Here is a 24,709-nt window from a genome sequence, read left to right as displayed (position 1 = left end):
AAAATAGGATTGAAATGTGTTATATTAACTATCAATCCTTTTTTTTATTTATGTGATTAGATAATATGGACTTAAGTCAATAATAAAATATGATATTATAATATTAATACAAGATTTATTAAGATAGGAGTAAAATTGATGATAAACCGTGCAGGTGATTTTTTAGAAAAATATTATGGATATAAATCTTTTAGAAAAGGACAAGAAGATATTATTGATAAAATCATCAAAGGAGAAGATGTACTTGCTATAATGCCAACTGGTGGCGGTAAATCTATTTGTTATCAGATTCCGGCTCTAATGCTAGACGGAATAACCATTGTAATATCTCCTCTTATATCTCTTATGAAGGATCAAGTGGATACTTTGAAAGATATGGGAATTAAAGGTGCTTTGATTAATAGTACATTAAGTGCAGTTGAAGAAAGTGAAGTTATAAATAATCTTGAAAGAGGAGAAATTAAAATACTTTATATTGCACCCGAAAGATTAGAATCTTATGAATTTATAAATATAATTTCAAAATGCAATATTTCTCAAATAGCAGTTGATGAAGCACACTGTATATCTCAATGGGGACATGATTTTAGAGTAAGCTATAGAAAAATTTCGCAGTTTATAGGTCTGCTTGAAAATAGGCCAATAATAACTGCATTTACTGCAACAGCATCAGAAGAGGTACAGAAAGATATTATCACTCTTCTTAAATTAAAAAAACCTAAAGTATTTATAACTGGTTTTGACAGAGAGAATTTACTTATAAATGTAGTTAAAAGTGGCAGCAAGAAAGAATATTTAAATAATTTTATAGAAAGTAACAAAGAAGTTTCTGGTATTATATATGCTGCAACACGAAAAGAAGTTGAGAATATACATGGAGAATTGAAAACTAATGGGTACAATGTAACATACTATCACGCTGGCTTATCTGAAAAGAATAGAAAAGAAAACCAAGAAAATTTTATATTTGATAGATCAAGTATAATGGTAGCTACAAATGCTTTTGGGATGGGAATAGATAAACCTAACATAAGATATGTTGTTCATTATAATATGCCTAGAAATATAGAAAGTTATTATCAAGAGATTGGTAGAGCAGGTAGAGATGGAGGTAATAGCGAATGTATATTATTATTTTCACCACAAGATGTTCAAGTTCAAAAATACTTAATTGAAAATTCAATTGAAGATTCCGAAAGAAAAAATAATCAATATAGAAAACTTCAACAAATGATGGACTTTGTACATAGTAACAGTTGTTATAGAAAATATATTTTAGAGTATTTCGGAGAAGAATATGGAGATCATTGTGGCAATTGTAGTAATTGTTTAAACGAAGGTGAATTTGTAGATAAAACAATTGAAGCACAAAAAGTCCTTTCTTGTATTTATAGAATGAAACATAAATTTGGTATCGGAATGCTTGTTGACGTTCTTAGAGGCTCCAGGAATAAAAAAGTTATTCAATTTCATTTTGACGAATTATCAACTTATGGATTAATGAAAGAATACTCAAGTGAAAAATTAAAAAATTTTATTAATACACTAATTTCCCATGGGTATATTACGGTTGTTGAGGGTACATATCCTGTACTAAGTTTAAATGAAAAATCTAGAAGGGTGTTAACATCACAGGAAAAGGTAGAGTTAAAGGAATTTAAGATAGAAACAAAAGCTAAGGAAGATAATGAATTATTTGAAATTCTAAGATCAATAAGACAAGAACTTGCAAAAGAAAATGGTGTTCCGCCCTATATTATATTTGGAGATGTAACTTTGAGAGAGATGGCTGTAAATTATCCAATTTCAAAAGAGTCAATGCTGAAGATATCTGGAGTCGGGGAAGTAAAATACAGTAAGTATGGAAAAGTATTTGAAAAAACAATAAAACAATATGTAGAAGAGCATAATATCCAAGTATCTAATACTTTAGCAACTACATCAAATTCTAACGTTCATGAAAATGAAGCTGAGGATTCTAAATTAGAAGTTAGCACTGATTTAGAATTATATGAAAGATTAGATGAGGCTAGAAAAGAATTTGCTAAAAAGGAAAACGTACTGCCACAAGCGATTTTAACTATGAACACATTAAAAGAAATAAGTGGAAGATATCCTGATTCTCTAGAAAAACTAAAGGATATAAGCGGAATTGGACCTAAAAAAATTAGTTTATATGGAGATGAAATTGTAAAAATAGTAAATAATTATTTAGAACACAATCAAAAGGAAATAACCTGGGTTGAAAGAAGAAGAAGAAAAGTTATAATCGATGGAGAAGAGCGGGAGAGTAATGAAATTGCAATAGATATGCTTAAACAAAAAATAAATATTCATGAAATATCAGAGAAAATAGAACTTTCAATATCAACTATTTTAGGTTATGTTACCGATTATATAAAAGAATTCGGGGATAATATATTTGATATTAATTTAGAAGAGTTCTACAGTCCAGAGGATGTTGGATTAGTTATAAATGTTTGTGAAAGAAATGGACATGATAAAATAAGTATATTAAAGAAGGAACTGCCATCTCATATTAAATATGAAACTATAAGATCTATAATTTTGAAACAGTATTATTCATAAATTTTTTAAAAAGAAAGAATGCTATGTAAAAATAATTTATATACTAATTTTTATAAATTTGTATTGTATTTGTTTTTGGCATAAGAATATTAGCAACTTTTATAAATATAATTAATAGTGTAAAAAGTATTATAAAGAGGTGCTGTTATATTGAATCCATATGAGGTTTTAGATATTGATGAGAACGCTTCTGAAGAAGAAATTAAAAATAAATTTAAAGATATGATTGAAGAATATACACAAAACCAAGATCAAAATACTAAGGAGAAAATTTTAACTATTAGTGCAGCATATGAGCGAATCGTAAACGGCAATTTGTACAAAGAAGTTAGAAATTTAATTGACATGAAGAATTTTTCAGCTGCTGAAGCAAAGTTAAATTTGATTAATAATGCAAATTCAGCGGAATGGAATTATCTACAAGGATTTATCTCAGTGCAAAAGGGCTGGTTTGAAAGTGGGTTGAATTATTTAAAAAAAGCAGTCGAATTAGAACCGGATAATTACGAATATTTAAATAGCTTAAATAAATTACAAGCAAGAGTAATTGATTATATGAAAAATTATGCTAATAAAAATGTGAAATCTAATACTAATAATATGAACGCTTGTGGAGGAGACAATAGCAGTAATAGTAACGGAGGAATGTGTTAATCAATTATAAAATTATTTTAATTTTTTAAGTTGATAAAAACTAATAATTATGTTATTCTTAATAAGCAGTTGGTACGTAAAGTGCTGATTTGGAGCTTAGAGTGTCCTTCGCCGGTCTCTAAGCTCCTTTTATTATATTTAGATTATTATGAATTGTCCTTGGATATAAAATTTTTTTATGGATGTGAGAAAAAATAAAGAGTTAAATCGTATAATAAGTGATAAACATTACTTTGGAGTTTTTCTATCATTATTAACTATTAAATACACTCTTTATTTTTTGTATATCGAAGGGAGAAATATAAAATATATAAATAATTTTAAAAGATGTCATAATTATTTCGATAATTAAATATATTTTTCAAATAATTAAATTAAAAAAAAAATTAATACATGGTATAATTAAAAAATAGTTACTTTAAAAGTATAAGTCTGATAATACTAAGATAAAATTTAGAAATGTTAAAATAAAACTTCGAATAAAAGTTTTTCATTTATTTAATAAAAAGTACCAAAAATAATAGATTATTTTGTATATTATAATGACCGGGGGAAGGGAGCGTATGGAATGCTCGAATGTGTTTTAATTGATTTAAATGTTGACAAGAACACAAATATAAATGAACTTATTGAAAATCATATGCCTTTTATAATAAAAAGTATTTCTGATGTAACAGGAAGATATGTATCATGCGAAAATGATGAGGAGTTAAGTATAGCTTTACTTGGATTTCATGAAGCAATTGAAAGATATGATAATGAGAAGGGTCATTTTTTATCTTTTGCAAAACTTGTTATAGCCAGCAGAATAAAAAATTATTTGAAAGGTGAAAATAAGCATCAACATTCATCCTTTGAAGAATTAGTGGACAAGGGACTTGAAATTAAAGATGAGTATATAGAGCAAGAGGAAGATAATAGCATATTAGTAGATGAAATAAATAGGCTTAAATCTGAAATAAGTTCATTTGGTTTTACTTTGGAAGATTTGGTGAATGAAGCTCCCAAACAGCAGGCAACGAGAAAAAATGCTATATTGTTATCTGAGGAAATAAGCAAAGAGGAAGAATTTGTATCTTTTATGTATTTGAAGAAAAGACTTCCTATAAAAAGAATTGTACTAAAATATTCAGTTACAGAAAAGGTAATAAAAAGAAGTAAAAAATTCATTATTTCCGTTGTGATAATAATTGATAAAAATCTCAGTGCTTTAAAGAATTGGATCAGGAAGTAGGTGAAATAAATGAATAAGGGAATAATAATGGAAGTTAAGAAAAACTATGCCATAGCATTAAATGATGAAGGTGTTATGGATAAGATAGCAGCTAAACATGATATGAAAGTAGGACAAAAGATATTTTATTTTGATGATGATATTATAAAAAATACTTCAAATAAGGTTTATAGGCATAATAATTTATTTAAAGCACTTGGATCTATAGCTGCATTATTTTTAATAGTATTCACCTTCTTTCATACTATGAAATCAGAGACGGCATATGCAGTTGTTAGTCTAGATATTAATCCTAGTATACAAATAGAAGCTGATAGTAATTTAAAGATTATTAAGGTTGAAGGTGTTAATGCTGATGGTAAAAATATAGATTTTTCAGATATTAAGGATATGACCATAGATGATGGAATACAAAAAATAAAAGAAAAGCTTGTAGAAAAAAATTATTTGGATACAAACAAAGAAGTATTAGTTGGTTTTGCATTTGTGCAAAATGGAGATAATAGTACTTATGAAAAGAATGTGCAAGATGCTATTACATCAACTTTTAGTTCAGAAGATGTAACAGTAACCTATGTAAAAGGTGATAAAGAAGATGTCGATGAAGCTAAGACAAAAGGTATAAGCTTAGGAAGGTATGAAGCGTCTAAAGTTGCTGATGAAGAAACTAAGAAAAAAATAGACATAGCACCGGTAAAGGAAATAACTGCAAGTATAAAAGATAAGGATAATGTTATTCAATGGGATGCAAAAGATGAGAAGGATACACCAATTAATCCTTCAACAAATTCAGGTATAGATGTAAAACCAGATAAACCTGTAGTTGACAAACCAGTTATTAATGCACCGGCTGATAATACAAATCCTAATAGTGATGCTGGAAAAGGAAAAGATAACACTGTTAAACCTGACAAAGGTAATAATGATGTTTTACAGTTAGAACCAGATGTGCCAGCGCAAAGTGATAAAAATGGAACATCAAAGCCAGCTAAAGATGATGTTATTAATATAGTCCCTAATAATGGTGGAGCTATTCAAAATAATACTACCTCAGGTAAAATTGATGATAATTCTAACAAAATACCATTAGAACCATCTAAAACTGATGACACAAGTAAAGATATAAAAAAATAATATTTATTTAAGATGTTCTAAAAAAGTAGGTTTATCTTGGAGAAGATGAGCCTACTTTTTTGTCCAATATAAAGTTTTTGTAAATTAAAAAGAAAAATTAATTTAAATTAAAAATTAAGGACTATATTCAAAATTTATAGTATACTAACAAGTAAGTATTATTAATAAGGATTTGGGGAGATTAAAATGATAAAAGAATATTTACAAAATAACATACTAATATCTGATGGAGCAATGGGGACGTACTATTCGGAACTAACTGGAAACGACGTATCTTATTGTGAGTTTGGTAATTTGAACCATAAAGATATAATTAGAAAAATACATAGTGATTATATTAAAGCAGGGGCTAATCTAATAAGAACAAATACATTTTCAGCAAATACATATGATCTTGGAGTATCTTTAGATAGATTAAAGGATATAATTAAATCTGGAATAGAAATAGCCAAAGATGCTGCTACAGATACATCTGTTTTTATTGGAGCAAGCATTGGTCCGATAAAAGAAGATAATTTAGATGAATCACATGATGATATTTTAGCAGAATATAAATTTATTGCAGATTGTTTTTTAGAAGATGGAATCAAGATTTTTATCTTTGAAACTTTTAGTAATTACAATTACCTGAAGGAGATTTCAGAGTATATAAAAAGTAAGGACAAAGATAGTTTTATTTTAACTCAATTTGCAGTTAAACCCGATGGATTCACAAGAGATGGGCTAAGTGTAAGTAAACTAATTAAGGAAGTTAAAAAGGTTGAACACATAGATGCCTATGGATTTAATTGTGGTTCAGGTCCAACTTATATATCTGAAATAATCAAGAAAATTAATATAGGCGGTGATATTGTTTCGGCGCTTCCTAATGCAGGTTATCCAGAAATTATTCATGAAAGAACTGTATATCCTAACAATCCAATATACTTTGCCAAAAAGGTTAGCGAATTTAAATCTTTAGGAGTATCAATAATTGGTGGCTGTTGTGGAACAAATCCTAATTATATAAAAGAATTATCTGCATTAATTCATGAAAATTCTAAAAAAGTAAATACTACTATTAAAAACCAAGAACAAACTAAGGAATATAAGAAGAAAACTGAAAATACATTTAAAAATAAGTTAGACAATAACGAATTTGTGGTGGCAATAGAATTGTCTGCACCTATTGACACGGATATTTCTAAACTTATTGCCGGAGCTAAAATTTGCAAAGAAAATAATATTGATTTAGTAACTGTTCCAGATTCACCTATGTCAAAAGTACGAGCGGATTCAACAATAATAGCTGCTAAAATTAAGAGAGAAATAGGCATTGAAGCTATGCCTCATGTATGTTGCAGAGATAAAAATACAAATGCCATTAGATCAAGTTTGATAGCATCTCACATTGAAAATATAAGAAATATTCTTGCAATTACAGGAGATCCAATTTCAGATGCAAGTAAAGTTGAAACTAAGAGTGTATTTAATTTAAACTCATTTAGATTAATGGAACTTATTAACGATATGAATGAAGAATTTTTTAAAGAGGAAAATTTACTAATTGGTGGTGCTTTAAATTTAAATGTGCGAAATAAGGAAGTAGAATACAATCGTATGCTAAAGAAAATAGATAAAGGAGCAAAATTCTTTTTAACTCAGCCTATATATGATGATGAAGCCATAGAATTTTTGAAGAAAATAAAAGAAAGAACAAATATTAAAATTTTAGCTGGATTACTTCCGGTTGTAAGTTACAGAAATGCAATATTTTTAAACAATGAACTTCCAGGAGTCACAATCCCTGAGAAATATGTAAATATGTTTACTGAAAATATGAATAAGGAAGAGGCACAGGAAGTAGGAGTAAAAATTGCAGCAGAAATTGGGAAAAAGCTAAAAGGTATTAGTGATGGACTATATTTTATAACTCCGTTCAATAGAGTTAATATGTTGATGGAAATAATAAAACAAATTAAAGAATAATAACAAAATAAAATGATTTATTTTTAATAGTAAAAAGACCGGAGGGATTTTTATGATAATAGGTCTCATAAGGCATTTTAAAGTTAATTACCAAAAAAAATTATTTATGACATCAAAGGAATTCAAAGAGTGGGAAGAAAACTATAATAAAAGTGATGTCATTAGAAAAGATATTGAACTTATGGGAATAAAGTGGGATAAATGTTATTCTAGCACTCTTATAAGAGCGATGATTACTGCACAACATGTATATAAGGATAATATAGTTCAGAATGATTTAATTAGAGAAACTATAATTGATCCTATATTTAAAAGTAATTTAAAGCTCCCATATTGGTTTTGGGCAGTTAGCGGCAGAGCTGCATGGTACTTTAATCATAAATCTCAAGAAGAAAATAGAAGAATAACTAAAGAAAAGGCTAAACAGTTTGTTGATTTGCTATTAAATGAGGCAGAAAGGGAAAAAACAGAGAATATATTAATAGTTACCCATGGCTTTTTTATGTATAGTCTTCAAAAAGAACTAAAAAAAAGAAAGTTTAAAGGGAAATTAATATATAATCCCCAAAATGGAATTTTATATCTATATAAAAAATAGTTAAACGGTGTTATTATTTTCTATAAAGTATAGTACAATTCAGTTAACATTATAAAGCAGTAAAATATGCTATTCTTATTTGAATAAAAAGTATAGCATATTTTACATTTTAATGGTTGAAATGAAGGTTAATTTGAGTTAGTATACTAGATATATGAAAATACAAAAGGAGGAATGCGAAGATGGGAAACAATAACATTTTGTTAAATGAAGCTAATAGGTGTCTGTTATGCAAAAAACCTAATTGTAAGGCTCACTGCCCAATTGACACAGCTATACCAGAAGTTATTAGTCTGTATAAAGATGGGAAGTTTAAAGAAGCAGGCGAAATTTTATTTGAAAATAATCCATTGTCAGCTATATGTTCATTAGTCTGTATTCATGAAGATCAATGTAAAGGAAATTGCGTAAGAGGGATAAAAGGAGAACCAATTAATTTTCATGATATAGAGCATGAAATATCAAAGAAATACCTAGAAGAAATCAAGTTTGAAAATGTGCCCAAAGATAAGGATAGAATAGCAATAATAGGTGGAGGACCAGCAGGAATTACAATTGCATTTATATTAGCTAAAAAGGGTTATAATATAACAATATTTGATGCACACGTTAAAATAGGTGGAGTATTAAGGTATGGTATTCCTGAATATAGGCTTCCTAAGTCATTAATAGATACTATTGAAGACAAACTAATGGAACTCGGAGTAAAAATTAGGCCAAATACTCTTATTGGACCAGTAATTTCATTAGATAGACTATTTGAAGATGGATATAAAGCTGTTTTTATTGGAACAGGAGTATGGAATCCAAAGACGCTAAACATTAAAGGTGAGACACTTGGAAATGTACATTTTGCAATTGATTATTTAAAATCACCTGAAATTTATAGATTAGGGGATAAGGTAGCAGTTATAGGTGCAGGAAATGTAGCAATGGATGCTGCGAGAAGTGCAATAAGAAACGGAGCAAAAGAAGTAACCATAATATATAGAAAAGGCTTTGATGAAATGTCTGCAACAAAGCAAGAAATTAGAGAGGCAAAGGAAGATAATATTAAATTTGAATTATTTAAATCACCTATAGAAATAAAAGAAGATGGAATTAGATTGGCTCCTACAGAAAATGTGATTGATTCTCAAGGTAAAGTGCAAACAAAAGTTATAGAAGGAAAAGAAGAATTTTTTAATTGTGATTCAACAATAATAGCAGTAAGCCAAACTCCAAGAACTAATATAGTATCAAATACAACAGAATTAAATACTAATAAATGGGGATTGTTAATCACTGATGAAAAAGGAAATACAACTAAAAAAGGAACTTTTGCTTCAGGAGATGTAGTAACAGGAGCAAAAACTGTAGTTGAAGCTGTGGTTCAAGCAAAAACTGTTGCAGAAACTATTGAAGAATACTGCAAAAATAATTAAGTGATTTAAATAAACTGAATTGTTTATAACTTCAAAAGATGTTGAAATATGAATTGTTTCAAAGAATATTAGAGTTTAATATGATTATTTTAGTATTAAAAATAGAATTTTGAGATAATTTTTTTGCACAATTAAAATAATATGTTAAAATATAAATTGAGTGTAGTAAAGTCAATTATATGGAACAGTTTTAAAATTAAAAATAAAGGATTACAAGATACCTAAATTGGTAAAGCTTAAAGTTAATAGTAAATTTTGTTTAATTAATAGTAATAAATCCAAGATAAAGTTCTACTCAAAAAAAGTACATGCCATAAAGTTAAGATGTAGAAATTTTATTGTAACATTATTATTTTAAAGGAGTGTAGAAAAGATGAGTGTTACTATAAAAGATATTGCGAAAATTGCCAATGTTTCGCATACAACAGTGTCAAGAGCACTTAATAATAGTCCTTATATAAATGAGGAAACAAAAGTTAAAATAAAGGCTCTAGCAAAAGAATTAAATTATGTGCCAAATTACAGTGCAAAAAGTTTGGTTTTATTAAAGTCATATGTTATAGGAGTTTTCTTTTCATCAATTACAGAAGGAACTTCAGATACGTTCTTTCATGAGATCATAAAAGGAATAAATAAAGTAATTGATAAAGAATATAATTTAGTTATTAGAGGGATAGATGATTATAAGTACTCTCATCCTATAGATAATAAGAATTTTGATGGAATTATTGTAGTTAGTCAAAGTAAAAGTGATGATAAATTTATAGAGACAATTCTTGAAAAAAATATACCTACAGTAGTTATAAATAGAAATATTGATAAAGATGGATTAGTTAACATTATGTCAGATGATACAAAGGGTGTATATGAAGCTGTTAATTACCTGATTAAAAATAATCATGAGAAAATTGCATTGATTCAAGGTAACAAAGAATTTGAATCTACTGTGTATAGAAAAAAAGGTTATATTAAAGCATTAGAAGATAACAATATTCAGATTAATGAGGATTATATAATAAGTGGAAGATATGATTTATTAAGTGGGTATGAGAATATGAAAAAGTTATTAAAATTAGAAGATAGGCCAACAGCGGTATTCTGCGCTAATGATGACATTGGAGTAGGGGCAATGAAAGCTGTATTTGAAGAAGGCCTAAGCGTTCCGGAAGATATTTCAATTATAGGATTTGATGATAGTAATTTCTGTAATTATGTAACTCCACCTCTAACAAGTGTTAGAAAAGATTCATTAGCTATGAGTCAATATGGCGGGATAAATTTACTTAACTTAATAAAAAATAAAGAAGTGCCAAAAGAAAAAGTATATATACAATCGAAACTTGTTATAAGAAAATCAGTGAAGAAGCTCCCATAAATACTAGAATAATTAGTGCATTAAAACACTAATTATAAAAAAAGTTGTTAACGTTAACAAAAAAGTGTTGCATTATTATGATTATGCTATTATAATAATGACATGGAGTTAAATTAAAAAATGTTCACGTGAACAGGACGGAATGCTGACTGTTGTTAACGTGAACAAGGAGAAAAGAGGATTTGATATGAAAAAGTTTATGGATGAAGAGTTTATATTAAGTAATGAAGTAGCACAAAAACTATATCATGGCTATTCTGAAAAAATGCCAATTATAGATTATCATTGTCACATTAATCCAAAGGAAATCTTAGATGATAAAAAATTTGAAAATATAACTCAAGTATGGCTATATGGCGACCACTATAAATGGAGACAAATGAGATCTTTTGGTATTGATGAAAAATATATCACAGGAGATGGAAGTGATTATGAAAAGTTCTTAGCTTGGGCAAAGACTATATCATTTGCTATCGGAAATCCATTATATCATTGGACACACTTAGAACTTAAAAGATTCTTTAGAGTAGATGAAGTTTTAAATGAAAAAACTGCACCAGCTATTTGGGAAAAAGTAAACAAGATGTTAAATAGTGATGAATTCACTGTAAGAAATCTTATTAAAAAATCAAACGTAAAAGTAATTTGTACAACAGATGATCCAATAGATTCATTGGAATATCATTTAGCAATAAAAGAAGATAAAAGTTTTGATGTTAAAGTATTACCAGCGTTTAGACCTGACAAAGCACTTGGAGTGAATAAAGAAACATTTAAAGATTGGTTTAACAAATTAGAAGAAATAGTTGGTTCAAAAATTACAAACTTTGATGAATATTTAGAAGCATTAAAAAAGAGAGTAGAATTCTTTCATGAAGTTGGATGCAGAGTGTCAGACAACGCATTAGATTTTGTTCCAGTTGGAAACGCATCTATAGAAGAAGTAAGAGAGATATTTTCTAATGTCATTAAAAATGGACAAGTTTCCTTCGAAGATGAAAATAAGTTAAGAATATATTTGTTAAAATTCTTCGGAAAATTATATCATGATTTGGGATGGGTGATGCAATTCCATATGAATTGTGTTAGAGATAATAACTCAGTTATGTTCAAAAAATTAGGACCAGATACAGGATTTGATTCTTTAAATGATACAGAAGTTGCAATTCCGCTTTCAAGATTATTAGATTCTTTAAATAGTGAAAATGCATTACCAAAGACTATTATTTATAGCTTAAATCCAAATGATAACTCTACTATAGGAACATTATTAGGATGCTTCCAAGGGGATGGAGTAAAGGGTAAAATCCAATTTGGATCAGCTTGGTGGTTTAATGATCATAAGATTGGAATGGAAGACCAAATTAAGACATTAGCAAACTTAGGAATGCTAAGTACATTTGTTGGAATGTTAACAGATTCTAGAAGTTTCTTATCATACACAAGACATGAATACTTCAGAAGAATCCTTTGTAATGTGATTGGTGAATGGGTAGAAAACGGTGAGCTACCTTATGATATCGAACATTTAGGACAAATTGTATCTGATATCAGTTACAACAATGCAGATAAATATTTCAATATGTAAGTGAATTTTATGTGTATGAAAATAAGCGAGCAACTTATTTTCATACAAGTTGAAAAGTTAGGAGGAATTACTGGTGAAACTAAGTAAAGAATTGTTTAAAGAATTTAAAACATATCCAGAAAGAGTATTGCAATTTGGAGAGGGAAACTTCTTAAGGGCCTTTGTAGATTGGCAAATTAATAAAATGAATGAGGAAGCAGATTTTAATGGAAGTGTTGTTGTAGTTCAACCATTAGAAAATGGATTAGTGGATATGCTAAATGAGCAAGATTGTTTGTATACATTATATTTACAAGGAGTACAAAATGGAAAAGCATCAAAGACTCATAAAATAATTAATAGTATAAGCAGAGGTATTAATCCTTATAGAGATTATAATGAATATTTAAAAGTTGCAGAAAATCCAGACTTAAGATTTATTGTATCAAACACTACGGAAGCAGGAATTGCTTTTGATGAAAACGATAAATTAAATGAAGGTTGTCAAAAAAGTTATCCTGGCAAATTAACAGCATTGTTATATCATAGATTTAATACATTTAAAGGAGATAATAGTAAAGGTTTTATTATAATTCCATGTGAGCTTATTGATAGAAACGGTGAAAAACTTAAAGAAATTATATTGAAGTATGCTGAGATTTGGAATTTAGGACAAGAATTTATAGATTGGATTAATAATGCAAATACATTTTGCTGTAGTTTAGTAGATAGAATTGTTCCAGGATATCCTAGAGATACAATTGATGAAGTTAGAGCAGAACTTGGATATGATGATAATCTTGTAGATGTAGGAGAAATATTCCATCTATGGGTAATCGAAGGCCCTCAATCTATAAAAGATGAGTTACCTATAGAAAAAGCAGGATTAAATATAAAAGTTGTAGATGATATGACGCCATATAGAACAAGAAAAGTTAGAATATTAAATGGACCGCATACAGCAATGGTTCCAGTAGCATATTTATATGGACTTGAAACAGTAGGGGAATCAGTTGAGCATGAAGTTATAGGAAAATATGTTCATGATGTAATTTACGATGAAATTATAGAAACTTTAGATTTACCTCATGAAGAATTGGTTGAATTTGCTGATGCAATAATAGAAAGATTCCAAAATCCATATGTTAAACATTATTTAATGAGTATTGCTTTGAATTCTTTATCTAAATATAAAACAAGAGATCTACCAAGTTTAACTGAATACTTAAAGAGAAAAGGAGTACTTCCTAAAAAATTAGTATTCTCTTTTGCAGCATTAATTGAATTTTATAAAGGAAAAAGAGGAGAAGAAGATATTCAATTAGCTGATGATGAGGATATATTGGATTTATTCAAAGAATTATGGACAAATTATGATGGAACTAAGGATGGATTAGAGAAAATAGTTACTTCTGTTTTAGCTTATGAAAAGAACTGGGGAAGCAATTTAAATGAAATTCCTAATTTAACAGCTGAAGTTACAAAATACTTAGAGTTAATTGAAACTGCTGGAATGAAAGAAGCTGTAAAGGCAGTTCTATAGTGAAATTTATTATTATACAATTAAGCTTTGCTTAATTGTATAATAACTAAATATATATAATGTAAAAGGAGGAATGTACATGAGTTTTGACGCAAGCTGTTTTTATTGCTCAAAAAATCAGGATTTAGATTCGTTAATGATTAAGATTTGTGATTTAGATGTATCAACAGTGTATTTATTCAAAGAACAAACTTATATGGGAAGATGCAATGTGGTTTATAAAGAACATAAAAGTGAGATTACAGACCTAACTGAAGAAGAAGCAGCAGCTTTCATAAATGATGCGCGAAGAGTTGCAAAAGCGATTCATAAAGCTTTTAACCCTAATAAGGTGAATTATGGTGCTTTTGCAGACACAATGAAACATCTTCATATTCATATTGTACCTAAATATGAAGGGGGACCATCTTGGGGAAAAACCTTTGAGATGAATCCACAAAAAGTATATCTAAATGATGATGAATGCCAAGAACTTATAAATAAAATTACAAGTAATTTATAATTTTAAAAGATGGAAATAATAAATAAATAAATAATAAATTAAAGATACGGAGGAAAAATTAATGTCAAATACAGTTAATAATAATGGACCAAATAATAGTCAGGCAAATGATGGAAACGTTAAACTAAGCCTGAGAGAAAAGATTTCATATGGTTTTGGAGATTTCGGTAATGGTTTTATGTTTGACTTAGGACAATCATATCTTACAAAATTCTTTATCGATACATGTGGAATAAGTGCAGGAGCAGTTGGAGGTATATTTGCATTTACAAAGATATTTGATGCATTTATGGATCCATTAGCAGGATCAACAATTGATAGTAGAAAAGCAGGCAAACATGGTAAGTTTAGACCAGTAATGATGATTTCAAGTATAATCCTTGCTTTGCTTACAATAGTAACTTTTACTATGCCAGAATTACCACTATCAACTAAGATTATATATGGTTATGCAACATATATGGCTTGGGGACTTGTATACTCATTTACTAACGTTCCTTATGGATCATTAGCATCGGTTATGACCAGAGATGTAGAAGAAAGAAGTCAATTGGCTACATTTAGACAAGCAGGTTCATTAGGAGCACAATTAATAACTGGTGTAGCTTTCGTACCTATTCTTATGATGTTTAATGATAAAAGAGTTGGTTATCCAGTTGCAGCTGCAGTTATGGCTGTTATAGGAGTTGTTTCATTCTTCATCTGTTTCGCTAATACAAAAGAACACGTTGTAGTTAATAGAGAAGGTAAGTCAGAAAAAGCATCTGCTAAAGATTATTTTAAAGTTGTATTTACAAATAGACCATTATTATGCTTGATTCTAATGCAATTATTTACAATATCAGCAATGAATACAAATAACCAAATGATGATTTTCTTCTGTCAATATAACTTAGGCGATATTAAACTTCAACCAAAAGTTAATGGTATAATGATTGGATGTTCAGTAATAGGTATATTTGCTATTCCATTCTTAGTAAAAATGTTTGGGAAGAAGAAAACTGCAATAGCAGGACTATTAATTGGGATTATTGCTAATGGATTAAACTTTGTAATTCCAACTAATCCTACTACTTTTACAGTGCTTGTTACAATTGGATATGTAGCTCTAGCTATTCCAAACGGGGTTACTTGGGCATTTGTAACAGATGCAATAGATTATGGCCACTGGCATACTGGAATAAGAAAAGAAGGTGTAACTTACGCTGCATTTAACTTCTCAAGAAAAATAGCTCAATCAATTGCAGCTCTTGTTAGTGCAAGCGTACTAGGTATGACTGGATATGTTGCAAATGCGCAACAAAGCGCAGAAACTTTACTTGGAATCAAAGGTGCAATGACATTGTACCCAGCAGTAGCATTAGCTATAGCTGCTCTAGTAGTTGGTGTATTACACAACTTACCAGATGATAAATATAGAAAAGTAGCTCAAGATTTACAAGAAGGTAAATGGGAAAAAGGTATTTTAGAATAATTAGAAATATAAGATAGTCTTTAAAATAGTTCATGAAAAGTATAAAGCGTTATTGGCTTATCTAGTAAGCTAATAATGCTTTATTTTAAAGTTGGATATGTATAAAATAGAAAAAAATAATTTAAAAAAGTTGTTAACGTTCACAAAAAGGTATTGCATTATTATTAAAATCATATTATAATAAAAACAATCCTAAATCTTGCAAGTACAAAATTGTTCACGTTAACAATTTAGATAGATAAGTTAGAAATTAAACTTATAGGGTATTAAATAATTAAATTTATTTAGCTATTTAAAGAAATTTGAAAAATTTTGATATGTAAATAAGCTACTTGCTTGTTTAATATATATTAACACAGTTCTCAATAAAAAAACGACCAAACATATACTTTTAAAATAATGTGGTTTTCTTCGACACATAATTTTCATACTATAATTTATTAAATCTATTTTAAGTTAAATATTTTGAGAACTGTGTTTTTTATTAGAAATGAAAATCTGCCAGAAAAGCAAAGCAAGCAAAAGTCGTTGCAATAAAATTAGGTGCAGAAGGTTGTAACAATGAATTAGTAGATAATATACAATTATCATATATCTAAAAAGCTATAGAAAGGCGTGATTAAATAAAAAATTTAAAATAAGAACACAACTGATTATGAGGATAAGTAAAGAGACTATTTTAAAAATAAATTTCAAGTATATTCTATCTCTAAATAATAAACTTTCAATGTCTTTAAACATATGCTTTTACTTATCCTCAAAAATAAATATTAATAGTTCAATGAATAATTGACGGTGTACAATTTGATATTTTAACATACTTTGTATTGTGAATTATGCATTGAAAAATAATAATGCTTTTAAGTAAAACCTAGGAGGAACGAGTAATGAAATTAAGTAAAGAAATATACAAAGAATTTAAAACATATCCGGAAAAAGTATTACAATTTGGCGAAGGAAACTTTTTAAGAGCTTTTGTAGATTGGCAGATAGATAAAATGAATGAAGAAGCAGATTTCAATGGAAGTGTAGTTGTTGTACAACCTCAAGCTGGAGGATTAGTTCATAAACTTAATGAGCAAGATAGTTTATTTACACTTTATCTTCAAGGAGTTCAAAACGGTAAAGCAATAAAAACTCATAAGATAATAAACAGTATAAGCAGAGGTGTTAACCCATATACAGATTATAATGAATATTTAAAAATTGCTGAAAATCCAGAATTAAGATTTATAGTATCAAATACTACAGAAGCAGGAATTGCTTTTGATGAAAACGATAAGTTAAATGAAGGTTGCCAAAAGAGTTTTCCGGGTAAGTTAACAGCTTTTTTATTTAATAGATTTAAAATATTTAACGGTGATAATAATAGAGGGTTTATTATTATACCATGTGAACTTATAGATAGAAATGGCGAAAAACTTAAAGAAATTATATTAAAGTATGCTGAAACTTGGAATTTAGGACAAGCATTTGTGGATTGGGTTCATACTGCAAATACATTTTGCTGCAGCTTAGTTGATAGAATTGTTCCGGGGTATCCTAGAGATACAATTGATGAAGTCAGAGCAGAACTTGGATATGATGATGACCTTGTGGATGTAGGAGAAATATTCCACCTATGGGTGATTGAAGGACCACAATCTTTAAAGGATGAATTACCAATAGAAAAAGCTGGATTAAACGTAAAAGTTGTTGATGATATGACTCCTTATAGAACAAGAAAAGTTAGAATTTTAAATGGGCCTCATACAGCAATGGTACCAGTAGCATATTTATATGGACTAGAAACAGTAAGAGAAGCAGTTGATCACGAAGTTATAGGAAAATATGTTCATGATTTAATATATGATGAAATCATTGAAACTTTAGATTTGCCACATGAAGAATTAGTAGAATTTGCAGATGCAATAATAGAAAGATTCCAAAACCCTTATGTAAAACATTATTTAATGAGTATCTCATTAAACTCTTTATCTAAATATAAGACAAGAGACCTACCAAGCTTAACTGAATATTTGAATAGAAAAGGTGAACTTCCTAAAAAATTAGTATTTTCTCTTGCAGCATTAATTGAATTCTATAAAGGAAAAAGAGGAGAAGAAGATATTCAGTTAGCAGATGATGCAGATATATTAGAGTTATTCAAAGAATTATGGTCAAATTACGACCAAACAAAAGAAGGATTAGAAAAAATAGTTACTTCAGTTTTAGCATATGAAAAGAACTGGGGAAGCAATTTAAATGAAATTCCTAATTTAACAGTTGAAGTTACAAGATACTTAGATGTAATTGAAACAATAGGAATGAAAGAAGCTGTAAAAACCGTATTATAATTTTAATAAAGCCCTATAATTAAATTCTATATAAAGTTTTTAAGTGATTTTCGAATAATTTTAGAAAATCACTTATAATCCTTAAATTATTGTTAGGATTATACAAAAGTGTGATAGGAGAAGATATAACAATGAAAGAAATAATCAAAATAAATGAAAAAGATAATGTTGTTGTAGCACTTAAAGATTTAAATAAAAGCGAAGTTATAAAAGTAGAAAATAAAGAATTGGAATTAAAAGAAGACGTAAAAAGAGGCCATAAAATTGCAATTAACGATATTTTAGTAGATGAAAATGTTATTAAATATGGTTATCCAATCGGACATGCTACAAAAAATATTGAGGCTGGAGAATGGGTTCATACACACAATATAAAAACTAATTTAAATGGAATAAAAGAGTATACATTTAATCAGGAATTAGCGCAAGTTTCTATAGAAAATAGAAACATTACATTTCAAGGATATGAGAGGGAAAATGGAACTGTAGGTATAAGAAATGAGCTTTGGATAGTGCCAACAGTTGGATGCGTTAATGGAATTGGAGAAAGAATAATTGAAAAATTTAAAGAAGAAGTAAAACCCGAAGGAATAGATGGACTTGAAGTTTTTAAACATAATTATGGCTGTTCACAATTAGGTGATGATCATGTTAATACAAGAACAATGCTAGGCAATCTAGTAAAGCATCCAAATGCAGGTGGAGTACTAGTACTTGGGCTTGGATGTGAGAATAATATTATGGAAGATTTCAAGAAGTCATTAGGAGAATTTGATGAAAAAAGAATAAAATTTTTAGTAACACAAGAAGTTTCCAATGAAATAGAAATCGGTGTTGATATATTAAAGGAACTTTATAATAACATGAAGAATGATAAACGGGTATCTATCCCGTTGTCAAAATTAAAAGTTGGATTGAAATGTGGTGGTTCTGATGGACTTTCAGGAATAACTGCTAATCCACTTGTAGGAAGTTTTTCAGATTTATTAATAGCCCAAGGTGGTACTACCATTCTTACAGAAGTTCCTGAAATGTTTGGAGCAGAAACAATACTTATGAATAGAGCCAAAGATGAAGAGACTTTTAACAAAACAGTACATTTAATTAATGATTTTAAAGAATATTTCATGGCTTATAATCAACCAATATATGAAAATCCATCACCAGGAAACAAGGCAGGTGGTATTACAACTCTTGAAGATAAATCTTTAGGATGCACACAAAAGTCAGGAAACGCAACAGTGGTTGATGTACTTAAATATGGAGAGACATTAAGAACAAATGGATTGAACTTATTAAGCGGTCCAGGAAATGATTTAGTAGCTGCATCAGCTCTTGCAGCAGCTGGTTGTCATATTGTATTATTTACAACAGGAAGAGGAACTCCATTTGGAACTTTTGTTCCCACAATTAAAATATCAACAAATACTGCAATTTATAACTTAAAACCTCATTGGATGGATTTTAATGCCGGATGTTTAGTAGAAGATAAAAATTTAGAAGAAACTACTGAAGAATTATTAAACTATATTATCGAAGTTGCTGACGGCAAATTAGTAAATAATGAAATTAATAAATTTAAGGAAATTTCTATTCTTAAACAAGGCGTTACTTTATAAAGAATATGTAGTTCTATAAAATTAAATTTATATAGTTATAAAAAAATTACTCAAACAAAATAATAGTAAATATACGCATATTAAAACTCAGTTAATGATATGAATTAAGGAGTTTTAATATGCTTTTTTCTTTAGTTATAAAAAATTAACAGATAAAAAATTATAATATTAGTAATGAAGCTTTTTGACTGTTTAATTTAAAAACAATCATAAACGTTTATAATTGATTTCTTTCTTCTATAAAATGAATATTTTTGCATTTATTTAATTGATAGATATCATTCATAAGGCTATAATTTTCTTATGCATATAACCTATACTAAGTTAATATAAAAGGTAAAGTTTTATGAGTATAGAAATGGAGGGAGAACTATAAATGAAAAAGCCTATAAAAAGAGTATTAACAATACATGACTTATGTGGAATTGGGAAAGCAGCACTAACAAATATTATTCCGGTACTAGCAACACTAGGTATTGAGGCTTGTCCTATACCTACAATGATTTTAACAACACACACAGGAGGCTTTAAACCAAGTGTAATTAAATTAGATGGTTATATTACTAAAGCTTTTGAGCATTATAAAGATATAGCTATAGATTTTGAAGGTGTATTTGTAGGTTATCTAGGGACTAAAGAAATGGTTGATGAAACATTAAAGTTGTTAAGTAATAAGCGAGGAGATAGTTCGTTAATTGTATTTGATCCTATTTTCGCTGATAACGGAAAATACTATAGTAACTTTAATAAGAGTTACTCTGAAACACTAAAAAAATTAATAAGTTATTCAAATGTAATTACTCCAAATTATTCTGAAGCTTGTTTTCTAGTAGATGAAAATATTAAAAGTGAAATAGAGGAAGATGAGCTATTAATTATATGTAGAAAGTTACATGATTTAGGAACTAAAAATGTTGTAATCACTAGTATACCAATGATAAATACGAGCAAAATAGGTACGGCAGTATATGATGGAGAAAAAGATTTGTTAGAAATCATTATTGCAGATAAACTTGAAAAATCATATCCAGGAACGGGAGACGTTTTTACTTCAGTTTTAATAAGCATGTTGCTTAAAGAAATTTCACTAATTGAAAGCGTTAAAAAATCATGTGAGTTTGTAGAAAAGTGTATTATAGAAAGCAGTAAATATGATTATTCTGCAAATGAGGGGCTTCTACTTGAAGCAGCATTAAAGTATTTATATAATACATAAATGACTAAAAACAGTTAAAAATGATTATGATAAATCAAGAACAATTAATAAAGTGAATAAAGATGAAAAAAAGTGATTTTTTTTGATTGAAAATGGTTGATTTTTTGAAAGTTATAAGTTATTATAATAACAAGAGGAGTGGTGATAATGTTTACAGAGGAAAGATTTAATATCATTCTTCAAGAATTAAAAGTTAAGGGAATAGTATCTGTAACAGATTTAGTTAAATTATTAGATGCTTCAGAATCTACAGTTAGAAGAGATTTAAATACTCTTGATAATGAAGGATTATTAAAAAAAATTCATGGCGGTGCAATTGCTATTGGTGAGAGCACTTCAAAATATGACTATAAAGTTAATGTAAGGCAATCTCTAAATGTAGATGAAAAATCAGAAATTGCAAAATATGCAGCATCATTAATTGAAGATGGAGACATAATTTATTTAGATGCAGGTACAACTACTGAACTTTTGATAGAATTTATAAATGTTGGAAATATTACTGTTGTGACGAATGGAATAGTACATGCTAAAAAGCTTTTAGAAAGAGGTTTTAAAACTTATATTTTAGGTGGAGAAGTTAAAGCTATAACTGAAGCAATTATTGGAAATACTACTGTCGAAGAACTTAAGAGGTATAACTTTTCAAAAGGCTTTTTTGGAGTTAATGGTGTAAGTAATCAAAGCGGATATACCACTCCAGATGTGAACGAAGCCATGGTAAAGGCTCAGGCAATGAACATGTGTAGAGAATCATACGTATTAGCAGATTCATCAAAATTAGAAAAAGTTAGTTTTATAACTTTTGGAGCAATTACAGATTCAATATTAATTACAACAAAAATAGATAGAAATAATATTAGTTATGATACTAACATAATAGAGGTGATAAAAAATGATTAACACAATAACCCTTAATCCTTCATTAGATTACATTGTTAAGGTTGATTCCTTTAAAGTTGATTCTTTAAATAGAATTGATGAAGAAAGAATTTATGCTGGTGGCAAAGGCATAAATGTATCTATTGTTCTCAAAAATTTGGGAGTAGAAAATACAGCATTAGGATATGTAGCAGGATTCACTGGTGAGGAAATATTAAGACAAATTGAAAGTCATGGTGTAAGTTGTGATTTTATAAAATTAAAAAGCGGTTTTTCTAGAATTAATGTGAAACTTAAAAGTGATGGTGAAACTGAAATCAATGGTTCTGGACCCAAAATAACAGAGGAAGACTTGAAAATATTATATGAAAAGCTTTCGCATTTAACTCGCGGAGATTATTTAATATTATCTTGAAGCATACCAAATAGTGTTCCAGACAATATTTATGAAAGTATTATGAGTAGTTTAGAAGACAAAGGTGTAGAATTTATAGTTGATGCAACTAAAGAACTGTTATTAAAAGTTTTAAAGTATAGACCATTCTTAATTAAACCAAATCATCATGAACTTGCAGAAATGTTTGAAGTTGAATTAAAAAGTGATGAGGACATAATTAAGTACGGTAGAAAGCTTCAAGAAATGGGAGCAAAGAATGTACTCATTTCAATGGCAGGGGATGGAGCTATTCTTCTATCTGATAACGGGAAAGCTATAAAGAGAGAGGTTCCAAAAGGAATCCTTAAAAATTCAGTTGGAGCTGGTGATTCAATGGTAGCAGGTTTCTTATGTGGTTATTTAAGAAATAATGATATAAATGAAGCCTTTAAAATGGGAATAGCTACTGGTAGTGCAAGTGCTTTTTCGGACGAGCTTGCAACAAAAGAGGAAGTTTATGATTTATTAAAACAAATAAAATAGAATTATTTATACTTTTTCAAACTAATGAAAAGATAATAATATTATCTTTTCATTAAAACAAAGAAAGAATATATTTTAAAATTTATGGAGGGTGAAAAATGAAGATTGTAGATTTATTGCAAAAACAAGGTATCGATTTAAATTTCAATCCAAGCACAAAAGAACAATGTATAAATGAATTAGTTGATTTAATGAATAAAACAGGAAATATAATTGATAAAGAAGAGTATAAAAAAGCAATTCTTGCAAGAGAAGAATTAAGTACAACAGGTATTGGTGATGGAATAGCAATTCCTCATGGAAAAACAAAGGCTGTTAAAAAAGCTTCTCTGGCAGCAGCGATTTGTAAAAATGGTGTTGATTATGACTCTTTAGATGGGCAGCCTGCAAACCTTTTCTTTATGATTGCTGTGCCTGATAATAGTGATAATTTACATTTAGAGGTTTTAGCAAGATTATCAACGATATTGATGGATGAAACTTTTAGGAATAATTTAATTAATTGTTCTGATAAAGATGAATTCTTGAGATTAATAGATAAAAAGGAAATAGAAAAGTTTCCTGAATTAGTTAAGGGGGAAAAAGAAATGAGTAATAAAGGGTACAGAGTATTAGCTGTTACTGCTTGTCCGACTGGGATAGCACATACTTATATGGCAGCAGAAAGTCTTGAGAGCAAAGGTAAAGAATTAGGAGTTTCAATAAAGGTTGAAACAAATGGTTCTGGAGGAGCTAAAAACGTTTTAACAAAAGAGGAAATCAAAAATGCTGACTGTATTATAATTGCTGCAGACAAAAATGTTGAGATGGCAAGATTTAATGGAAAAAGAGTAATCAAAACTACAGTTGCTAACGGCATACATAAAGCAGCAGATTTAATTAATGAAGCAATTAGCGGAAACGCACCTATTTACAATCATAATGGAAGTTCAGATGAATCAAGTTCAAGTGCTGATAGTGAATCAGTAGGTCGTCAAATTTATAAACATCTTATGAATGGTGTATCTCATATGCTTCCATTTGTTATCGGTGGTGGAATACTTATAGCTTTAGCATTCCTTTTTGATACATTTAATCCAGCAAATCCTAGTGGATTTGGCTCTGGTACACCGCTTGCAGCAGTGTTAATGAAAATTGGTGGAACAGCATTCGGATTTATGTTGCCAGTACTTGCTGGATTTATTGCAATGAGTATTGCGGATAGACCAGGTCTTGCTGTAGGTTTTGTTGGTGGAGCTTTAGCTAGCTCAGGAGTTACTTTTGCCAGCGCATTTGATTCAAAAGTTCCGGCTGTTAGCTCAGGTTTCTTAGGTGCATTACTTGCTGGTTTTGTTGCAGGATATGTAGTTCTTGCTCTTAAAAAATTATTTGCAAATTTACCTCGTAGCTTAGAAGGTATTAAACCTGTATTATTATATCCGTTACTTGGAACGTTTTTAATCGGAGTTATAATTTTATTCATAAATCCAGTTATGGGAGTTATAAATAGTGGTATTAGCAATGGACTAAATTCAATGGGTGGAACAAGTAAGATTCTTTTAGGTATAATTTTAGGTGGAATGATGTCAGTTGATATGGGTGGTCCAGTAAATAAAGCAGCTTATTTATTTGGTACAGCATCACTTGCTAGTGGAAACTTTGATATAATGGCAGCTGTTATGGCTGGTGGTATGGT

Annotated in this window: 17 protein-coding genes and 1 pseudogene; all 18 read left to right on the top strand. The window is 28.7% G+C overall.

Features of this window, described 5'->3' with window-relative positions; genetic code table 11:
- Positions 1 to 138: 138 nt before the first annotated feature.
- The gene (recQ, locus tag COL3_RS25710) at positions 139 to 2,589 is read left to right on the top strand and encodes a DNA helicase RecQ (RefSeq protein ID WP_008420637.1); all 2,451 of its coding nucleotides are present in this window, start codon (positions 139 to 141) and stop codon (positions 2,587 to 2,589) included.
- A 150-nt stretch (positions 2,590 to 2,739) separates the two neighbouring features.
- Positions 2,740 to 3,243: a DnaJ domain-containing protein gene (locus COL3_RS25705; RefSeq protein ID WP_008420635.1), complete on the top strand. Its 504-nt coding sequence runs from the start codon at positions 2,740 to 2,742 to the stop codon at positions 3,241 to 3,243.
- A gap of 568 nt (positions 3,244 to 3,811) precedes the next feature.
- The gene (gene sigI, locus COL3_RS25700) at positions 3,812 to 4,477 is read left to right on the top strand and encodes an RNA polymerase sigma factor SigI (RefSeq protein ID WP_008420632.1); all 666 of its coding nucleotides are present in this window, start codon (positions 3,812 to 3,814) and stop codon (positions 4,475 to 4,477) included.
- A 9-nt stretch (positions 4,478 to 4,486) separates the two neighbouring features.
- Positions 4,487 to 5,611 carry an anti-sigma factor domain-containing protein gene (locus tag COL3_RS25695; protein WP_008420631.1) on the top strand — a complete coding sequence of 375 codons (1,125 nt, stop codon included), beginning with the start codon at positions 4,487 to 4,489 and terminating at the stop codon, positions 5,609 to 5,611.
- A 186-nt stretch (positions 5,612 to 5,797) separates the two neighbouring features.
- Positions 5,798 to 7,579: a bifunctional homocysteine S-methyltransferase/methylenetetrahydrofolate reductase gene (locus tag COL3_RS25690; RefSeq protein ID WP_008420629.1), complete on the top strand. Its 1,782-nt coding sequence runs from the start codon at positions 5,798 to 5,800 to the stop codon at positions 7,577 to 7,579.
- A gap of 52 nt (positions 7,580 to 7,631) precedes the next feature.
- The gene (locus tag COL3_RS25685) at positions 7,632 to 8,177 is read left to right on the top strand and encodes a histidine phosphatase family protein (RefSeq protein WP_008420628.1); all 546 of its coding nucleotides are present in this window, start codon (positions 7,632 to 7,634) and stop codon (positions 8,175 to 8,177) included.
- 182 nt (positions 8,178 to 8,359) lie between these two features.
- Positions 8,360 to 9,601: an NAD(P)-dependent oxidoreductase gene (locus COL3_RS25680; RefSeq protein ID WP_008420626.1), complete on the top strand. Its 1,242-nt coding sequence runs from the start codon at positions 8,360 to 8,362 to the stop codon at positions 9,599 to 9,601.
- A 373-nt stretch (positions 9,602 to 9,974) separates the two neighbouring features.
- A complete protein-coding gene (locus COL3_RS25675) occupies positions 9,975 to 10,976 on the top strand; it encodes a LacI family DNA-binding transcriptional regulator (protein WP_008420625.1) in 1,002 nt (333 codons plus the stop codon).
- 187 nt (positions 10,977 to 11,163) lie between these two features.
- Positions 11,164 to 12,564: a glucuronate isomerase gene (uxaC, locus tag COL3_RS25670; protein WP_035282874.1), complete on the top strand. Its 1,401-nt coding sequence runs from the start codon at positions 11,164 to 11,166 to the stop codon at positions 12,562 to 12,564.
- A gap of 73 nt (positions 12,565 to 12,637) precedes the next feature.
- Complete coding sequence (locus COL3_RS25665) at positions 12,638 to 14,086, top strand: tagaturonate reductase (RefSeq protein ID WP_008420622.1); 1,449 nt, start codon at positions 12,638 to 12,640, stop codon at positions 14,084 to 14,086.
- Positions 14,087 to 14,165: 79 nt separating this feature from the next.
- Complete coding sequence (locus tag COL3_RS25660; RefSeq protein ID WP_008420621.1) at positions 14,166 to 14,588, top strand: HIT family protein; 423 nt, start codon at positions 14,166 to 14,168, stop codon at positions 14,586 to 14,588.
- Positions 14,589 to 14,649: 61 nt separating this feature from the next.
- The gene (locus tag COL3_RS25655) at positions 14,650 to 16,062 is read left to right on the top strand and encodes a glycoside-pentoside-hexuronide (GPH):cation symporter (RefSeq protein ID WP_008420620.1); all 1,413 of its coding nucleotides are present in this window, start codon (positions 14,650 to 14,652) and stop codon (positions 16,060 to 16,062) included.
- 887 nt (positions 16,063 to 16,949) lie between these two features.
- Complete coding sequence (locus COL3_RS25650) at positions 16,950 to 18,398, top strand: tagaturonate reductase (RefSeq protein ID WP_008420619.1); 1,449 nt, start codon at positions 16,950 to 16,952, stop codon at positions 18,396 to 18,398.
- 131 nt (positions 18,399 to 18,529) lie between these two features.
- Positions 18,530 to 20,017: an altronate dehydratase family protein gene (locus tag COL3_RS25645; protein ID WP_035282873.1), complete on the top strand. Its 1,488-nt coding sequence runs from the start codon at positions 18,530 to 18,532 to the stop codon at positions 20,015 to 20,017.
- 376 nt (positions 20,018 to 20,393) lie between these two features.
- Positions 20,394 to 21,233 carry a pyridoxamine kinase gene (locus COL3_RS25640; protein WP_008420608.1) on the top strand — a complete coding sequence of 280 codons (840 nt, stop codon included), beginning with the start codon at positions 20,394 to 20,396 and terminating at the stop codon, positions 21,231 to 21,233.
- A 147-nt stretch (positions 21,234 to 21,380) separates the two neighbouring features.
- Positions 21,381 to 22,136: a DeoR/GlpR family DNA-binding transcription regulator gene (locus COL3_RS25635; protein ID WP_008420606.1), complete on the top strand. Its 756-nt coding sequence runs from the start codon at positions 21,381 to 21,383 to the stop codon at positions 22,134 to 22,136.
- Positions 22,129 to 23,034 (top strand): annotated as a pseudogene (gene pfkB / locus COL3_RS25630) (1-phosphofructokinase). Before COL3_RS25635 ends, pfkB begins: the two are co-directional and overlap by 8 nt.
- Before the next feature lie 98 nt (positions 23,035 to 23,132).
- A partial coding sequence (locus COL3_RS25625; RefSeq protein ID WP_099716760.1) for a fructose-specific PTS transporter subunit EIIC occupies positions 23,133 to 24,709 on the top strand: 1,577 nt, incomplete at its 3' end.

The sequence above is a fragment of the Clostridium sp. LS genome, from assembly GCF_002760435.1.
Lineage (GTDB): Bacteria > Bacillota > Clostridia > Clostridiales > Clostridiaceae > Clostridium.
The sequence above is the reverse complement of the archived record's forward strand: the minus strand, read 5'-3'. Positions and strand labels throughout refer to the sequence as shown.

Bases quoted from the DNA above. Each gene is read 5' to 3' on its own strand.
- recQ (WP_008420637.1), top strand. From the start codon at position 139: ATGATAAACCGTGCAGGTGATTTTTTAGAAAAATATTATGGATATAAA.
- sigI (WP_008420632.1), top strand. From the start codon at position 3,812: ATGCTCGAATGTGTTTTAATTGATTTAAATGTTGACAAGAACACAAAT.
- COL3_RS25695 (WP_008420631.1), top strand. From the start codon at position 4,487: ATGAATAAGGGAATAATAATGGAAGTTAAGAAAAACTATGCCATAGCA.
- COL3_RS25690 (WP_008420629.1), top strand. From the start codon at position 5,798: ATGATAAAAGAATATTTACAAAATAACATACTAATATCTGATGGAGCA.
- COL3_RS25685 (WP_008420628.1), top strand. From the start codon at position 7,632: ATGATAATAGGTCTCATAAGGCATTTTAAAGTTAATTACCAAAAAAAA.
- COL3_RS25680 (WP_008420626.1), top strand. From the start codon at position 8,360: ATGGGAAACAATAACATTTTGTTAAATGAAGCTAATAGGTGTCTGTTA.
- COL3_RS25675 (WP_008420625.1), top strand. From the start codon at position 9,975: ATGAGTGTTACTATAAAAGATATTGCGAAAATTGCCAATGTTTCGCAT.
- uxaC (WP_035282874.1), top strand. From the start codon at position 11,164: ATGAAAAAGTTTATGGATGAAGAGTTTATATTAAGTAATGAAGTAGCA.
- COL3_RS25660 (WP_008420621.1), top strand. From the start codon at position 14,166: ATGAGTTTTGACGCAAGCTGTTTTTATTGCTCAAAAAATCAGGATTTA.
- COL3_RS25655 (WP_008420620.1), top strand. From the start codon at position 14,650: ATGTCAAATACAGTTAATAATAATGGACCAAATAATAGTCAGGCAAAT.
- COL3_RS25650 (WP_008420619.1), top strand. From the start codon at position 16,950: ATGAAATTAAGTAAAGAAATATACAAAGAATTTAAAACATATCCGGAA.
- COL3_RS25645 (WP_035282873.1), top strand. From the start codon at position 18,530: ATGAAAGAAATAATCAAAATAAATGAAAAAGATAATGTTGTTGTAGCA.
- COL3_RS25640 (WP_008420608.1), top strand. From the start codon at position 20,394: ATGAAAAAGCCTATAAAAAGAGTATTAACAATACATGACTTATGTGGA.
- COL3_RS25635 (WP_008420606.1), top strand. From the start codon at position 21,381: ATGTTTACAGAGGAAAGATTTAATATCATTCTTCAAGAATTAAAAGTT.